The organism is Hyphomonas sp., assembly GCF_040882205.1.
Lineage (GTDB): Bacteria > Pseudomonadota > Alphaproteobacteria > Caulobacterales > Hyphomonadaceae > Hyphomonas.
In genome coordinates this window covers 1-5,395 of sequence record NZ_JBBEBT010000121.1, presented here as the reverse complement: position 1 = coordinate 5,395, position 5,395 = coordinate 1, and the positions used below count along the sequence as shown (strand labels likewise).

The following is a 5,395-nucleotide window of genomic DNA, read 5'->3' as shown; positions in this document are numbered from 1 at the left end:
GCTGGCCCCATCGGGCGGGTCAAATTTTCCCGCGACGAGGACGGCGACCAGGCGTTCGCCGTCTCGGGCGGCGGGACCAACGATCTGGTGGGCCTCGGAGACATCGACAGCAGTTTTGAGCTGGGCGGGTTCCTGCGCTACCGCAACGGCCCCTGGTCTGCGGGTGCAGAGCTGCGTCAGGCGGTATCTGGCCATGAGGGGCTCGTTCTGGAGCTCGACGCAGGCGTCGGCGGCGTGATCACCGGCTTTTGGCCACCCATCATCTGGTCGGCTGGTCCGCGCGTGAAGTTCGTCGATGAAAGCTACAATTCCGCCTATTTCGGGGTCACACAGGCCCAGTCGGCAGGCTCGGGCCTGCCGGTTTACCAAGCCGGCGGCGGCGCCAGCACCTACGGCGTGGCCGCGCTTGGCATCATTCCGCTGGACCGCGACTTCAAATGGTCCATCGTCACCTTCGCCGGATATAACCGGCTGGCGGGCGATGCCGGCGACAGCCCGCTGGTTGCCCTGCGAGGCGATGCTGACCAGTTCAGCGCCGGGCTCTTCATCAGCTACATGTTCGACTGAGGCCGATTACAGGGCGGGCGCCGGGCCCGCCCCCTAGCCTCAGGACCAGCCAGCGGCTATCTCCCCGGCATGGCCCAGCCCCCCCTGATTTCCCTGACCAATGTACGCCTCACCTTTGGCAGCGGACCGCTGTTCGAAGGCGTGACGCTGGCGCTCTCCAAGGGCGAACGCGCCGCCCTGGTGGGCCGCAACGGGGCGGGCAAGTCGACGCTGATGAAGATCATCTCGGAAGTGATCGAGGCCGATTCCGGCGAAGCCTGGCGCCAGCCCGGCATCACTTATGCGACCGTGGCGCAGGAGCCCGACCTGTCTGGCTTTCCAACCGTCCTCGACTATGTCGCCGACGGCCTAGAAGGCGCCTACATGGCCGAGGCCGAGATCATGGAATTCGGCATTGATCCGGAGGCGGACCCGAAGACGCTTTCGGGCGGACAGAAGCGGCGCGCGGCGCTGGCCAAGGCATTTGCGAAACAGCCGACGATCCTTCTGCTGGACGAGCCGACGAACCATCTCGACGTGCCGATGATCGAATATCTCGAAGGGCGGCTGAAGGCCTTCAACGGCGTCGTGCTGGTGGTCAGCCACGACCGGCGCTTTCTCGAGACAGTATCGACCAACACGCTCTGGCTGCGCCAGGGCAAGGTGCTGAAGAGCCCCGAAGGCTATGTCAAGTTCGACGACTGGGCTGAGCAGATCGAGCAGGAAGACGAGCGCCAGATGCGCCGGATGACGACGCAGCTTAAAGACGAACAGCACTGGCTGGCGCGCGGCGTCACTGCGCGGCGCAAGCGAAACCAGGGCCGTCTTGCCCGCCTGCGGCAGATGAAGGTCGACCATGCGCAGATGCGCAGTGCACTGAACGACCGCAAATCGCTCGCCGAGTTCAGCGCCGACGCGGGACAGGCCCTGAGCAAGAAGGTGATCGAGGTAAAGGGCCTCTCGAAAACATTTCAGACGCCAGACGGCCCACTGGTGATAGCGACCGCGCTCGACCTGCGCATCCTGCGCGGTGACCGCATCGGCATCATCGGCCCGAACGGCGCCGGCAAGACGACGCTGGTGCGCCTGCTGCTCGGCGAGATCACGCCGGATGCCGGAACAGTGACGCATTCGAAAACGCTGCAGGTGACCTATCAGGACCAGACGCGCGAGACGCTGAAAGCGACGGATACGATGTGGGAAGCGCTCGCCCCGATGGGCGGCGATTCGATCAACGTGCAGGGCAACCAGCGCCATATCGCGGCCTATGCGAAGGACTTCCTGTTCCGCCCGGAGCAGCTGCGCCAGCCGGTCGGCGCGCTGTCGGGCGGCGAGCGCAACCGGCTCGCCCTCGCCATCGGCCTCGCGCAAACCTCGAACCTCCTGGTAATGGACGAGCCGACCAACGATCTCGACATGCAGACGCTGGACCTGCTGGAGGACATGCTGCTCGCCTATGAGGGCACACTGATCCTCGTCAGCCATGACCGCGCCTTCCTCGACTCCACGGTGACCAGCTGCCTCTGTCCGCTCGGCGACGGCGAATGGATCCAGACCGCCGGGGGCTGGAGCGATGCGCAGGCACAGCTGAAAGGCGTGCACCGGAAAAACGCGCCGAGGGCGGACAAGTCGAAAGCCTCAGCGCCTGCGGCGGCAAAGCCGAAGCCGGTCGCCAAGCTCTCCTTCAAGGACGAGCACCGGCAGAAGGAGATCGACGCGCTGATCCCCAAACTGCAGGCGGAAATCGCCGCGCTGGAGAGAGACCTCGCCGATCCGGCCCTCTATACCCGGGACGCGGCCACCTTTACGAAGAAATCCGCCCGCGTCGGGGCTGCCCGCGCCGAACTCGAAAGCATCGAGATTGAATGGCTGGAAATCGAGGAAAAACGGGCGAGCCTGACCAGCTGACCGGTACACTCAGAGCAAACGCTTCGTTAACGGGCCTCGGCTAGCGTTCCAGCTGCCATATTCCCGGGAGGAGTGTTCCCATGCGCATTGCCATTCTGCTCATCGCCGCCGCATGCCTTGGACTTGCCGCCAGCGCCGACGGCGTCTCCCGCAAGGCCGTCTCCTCGCCCGGCATGGACCCTCTGTCCGCCACGGGCACCTCGGCCTGGAACGGCCCGGATACGCCCGGCCATGAGAGTTTCCGCTACCGCCACGGGTCCACCTACAAGGTTGATGCCGGCTCCACTGCGGACGCCTGCGAGGCCGCGTGCGGCGAGGACGGCATCTGCCAGTCCTGGTCCTTCGTGGAAGCCTATGGCAGCGCGCCTGCGCGCTGTGAGCTCAAACAAGGCGCCGGCAAGTCGGAAGAAAACCTGCTGGCCACGTCCGGCGTCTCCCCGCGCGTGGATGCGAGCTATTGGGGCGAAGCCAACGTTACAGCCTCCGCTCCGAGCGAAACGCTGAGCGGCGAACGCGACACCGCGCCGGAAATCGACGGCAATTAGATTGACCGCTCTTTCGTCGCCGTGAACCGGATCCCCGGGTTCTTTTCCTGCGCATAGCCGACATCCCAGGCATTCTTCGCAAGGTACACCGGCGCGCCGTCAAGGTCAGTGCCTGAGGCGGACTTGTTCTTGTCCATGAACTCTTCGATCTTCTTAGGATCATCCGACGAAATCCAGCGCGCTACGTTATAGGGCGCGGGCTCGAAGAAGACTTCGAGGCTGTATTCCGCCGTCATCCGTTCAATCATCACTTCAAACTGCAGCTGGCCGACGGCGCCGACGATCATGTCGGAGCCGATCTGCGGGGTGAACAGCTGCGTGACGCCCTCCTCAGCGAGGCTTTCCAGCGCCTTGCGCAGGTGTTTTGCTTTCATCGGATCTTTCACGCGGGCGCGGCGCAGCAATTCCGGGGCAAAGTTCGGAATGCCGCCAAACTGGATTTCTCCGCTCTCGGACAATGAGTCCCCCACGCGCAGCTGACCATGGTTCGACACGCCGATCACATCACCGGCGTAGGCGGTTTCGGCAATTTCGCGGTCCTGCGCCATGAACATCATCGGGTTGTGGATGTTGAGCTGCTTGCCGCTGGCGGTCTTCAGGCGCATGCCGCGCCGGAATTCTCCGGAGCAGAGCCGCACGAAGGCCACGCGGTCGCGGTGGTTAGGGTCCATGTTCGCCTGGATCTTGAACACGAAGCCGCTGACGGCGGGATCTTCGGCATGCACGCGGATCGCCTCGGTTTTCCTTATGGCTTTCTGGTCACGCGGTGCGGGCGCATAGGTGTGCAGGGTACGGAGTAGTTCTGCCACGCCGAAATAGCGCAGCGCCGAGCCGAACACGACCGGCGTCATATTACCCGCGCGGAAAGCGCAAGCATCGAAGGCCGGAAGCAGGCTGCGCGCCATCTCGATGCCCTCGGTCATCTCGGCGAAGACGTAAGGGTCGAGGTTTGCCTTGAGGCTTGCCGCATCGCCCGGGATCTCCGTGGCCGGACCGATCCGCGCCGGCTCGCCCGGGCGGCGCTCGAACTGCAGGAAAACATCGCGCTCAAGGTCCAGCATGCCTGAGAAGCGCTGGCCGCTGGCAGCCGGCCAGTAGAGCGGCGAGGTCTCCAGCTGCAATTTGTCCTGGACTTCGTCGAGCAGCGCGATGGGCTCCAGCGCCTCGCGGTCCATCTTGTTGATGAAGGTGACGATAGGGATGTCCCGCATCCTGCACACTTCGAACAATTTCAGCGTCTGCGGCTCGATACCCTTGGCGGCGTCCAGTACCATGACCGCGCAATCAGCCGCCGTCAGCGTACGGTAGGTATCTTCCGAGAAATCCTCGTGGCCCGGCGTGTCAAGCAGGTTAAACATGTACCCGTCAAACTCGAAGGTCATCACCGAGGCCGAAACCGAGATGCCCCGGTCGCGCTCGATCTTCATCCAGTCCGACCGCGTGCGCCGGGCCTGCCCGCGCGCCGCGACTTCGCCTGCCGCGCGAATGGCCCCGCCGGCCAGCAGCAGATTCTCGGTTAGCGTCGTCTTGCCGGCGTCCGGGTGCGAGATGATTGCAAAGGTGCGCCGCCGGGCGGCTTCAGTCACATGCGACATGGGTCAGGTTCTCTCTCTGGCGGAGGCCCTAACCGATTTGTCGTCTGGAATGAAGGGGCTGGATCAGGCCGCGCTGCCAGGCCCTGCCGCAAAAGCCACTGATGCATTTGTGGATCAGAACCTGAAACAGCGAGCCAGAGAGTGTCTGTCTTCGTTCACCGCACAGAGAAACTGGCGACGCGTCCGTTCTAAGCCGCGCGCGGCCAGAACTGGCGGATGTCCGGCGCGGCGCCGTCGGCGAGGCGGGCGCGGACCGCTTCGAGAATGGATTCCGGCAGGATGGTGAGGCGGGGTTCAGACACCCGGCCTTCATGCACCGGGAAGAGCGCACCATTGGCGCCGGTCTTGGCGATGATCAGGGCGGCGAGGTCGTCGACAAGGCCCATGTCAGGCGCGGCGCCCCGGTCATGGCAGACCTGCAGGCGGCTGCGGGCAAGTTCGATGGCCTCGCGGGCGCGCATGGAATGGATATCCTCGAAGCCGAGGCTTGGCCCACGCTTGAGGAGGCGCAATTCGGGCGCCTCGATCTCGGTGACAAACTCGTTCAACAGGAAAAGCATCGCTGTCTTCGCCCCTCTTAGTCCAGCGAATCGCAACGTGGACGAGAGGTAGTTAACGGGTGATTTAACCCAGCTACTGGCCCTGCGGTTTCGGCAGGATGACGATCTCGTATTCGTTCAGCAGCTCCACCGGCCTGGCATTCGCGCCGCAGGCCGTCTCGTAGCCCCTGATCAGCAGGGTGACCTTCGCGTCGAGCGGCTGGGTGGTGGCGAGGCGCGTCTGGTAGTTCTGCTCGATCAC

The 5,395-nt window shown here is 64.3% G+C and carries 5 protein-coding genes; 3 read left to right on the top strand and 2 right to left on the bottom strand.

Annotation, left to right across the window (positions count from 1 at the left end; genetic code table 11):
* From WEA77_RS04740 to WEA77_RS04730, 3 genes are all read left to right on the top strand, one after another.
* Window positions 1-567 (top strand): MipA/OmpV family protein (locus WEA77_RS04740; RefSeq protein WP_368066715.1); only part of this gene is annotated, 567 nt, incomplete at its 5' end.
* Window positions 568-636: 69 nt separating this feature from the next.
* Complete coding sequence (locus tag WEA77_RS04735; RefSeq protein ID WP_368066714.1) at window positions 637-2,454, top strand: ABC-F family ATP-binding cassette domain-containing protein; 1,818 nt, start codon at window positions 637-639, stop codon at window positions 2,452-2,454.
* A gap of 80 nt (window positions 2,455-2,534) precedes the next feature.
* Window positions 2,535-2,999, top strand: coding sequence for a PAN domain-containing protein (locus WEA77_RS04730; RefSeq protein ID WP_368066713.1), 465 nt, complete (start codon window positions 2,535-2,537; stop codon window positions 2,997-2,999).
* Here the strand turns inward: WEA77_RS04730 and WEA77_RS04725 are convergent.
* Complete coding sequence (locus tag WEA77_RS04725) at window positions 2,996-4,594, bottom strand: peptide chain release factor 3 (RefSeq protein WP_368066712.1); 1,599 nt, start codon at window positions 4,592-4,594, stop codon at window positions 2,996-2,998. The genes WEA77_RS04730 and WEA77_RS04725 overlap by 4 nt on opposite strands.
* A gap of 188 nt (window positions 4,595-4,782) precedes the next feature.
* Window positions 4,783-5,154, bottom strand: a complete 372-nt coding sequence (locus tag WEA77_RS04720) for a hypothetical protein (protein ID WP_368066711.1) — start codon at window positions 5,152-5,154, stop codon at window positions 4,783-4,785.
* Window positions 5,155-5,395 lie beyond the last annotated feature (241 nt).

What these genes read in the sequence shown, in the direction of transcription:
- WEA77_RS04735 (WP_368066714.1), top strand. Translation starts at nt 637, where the DNA reads ATGGCCCAGCCCCCCCTGATTTCCCTGACCAATGTACGCCTCACCTTT.
- WEA77_RS04730 (WP_368066713.1), top strand. Translation starts at nt 2,535, where the DNA reads ATGCGCATTGCCATTCTGCTCATCGCCGCCGCATGCCTTGGACTTGCC.
- WEA77_RS04725 (WP_368066712.1), bottom strand. Translation starts at nt 4,594, where the DNA reads ATGTCGCATGTGACTGAAGCCGCCCGGCGGCGCACCTTTGCAATCATC.
- WEA77_RS04720 (WP_368066711.1), bottom strand. Translation starts at nt 5,154, where the DNA reads ATGCTTTTCCTGTTGAACGAGTTTGTCACCGAGATCGAGGCGCCCGAA.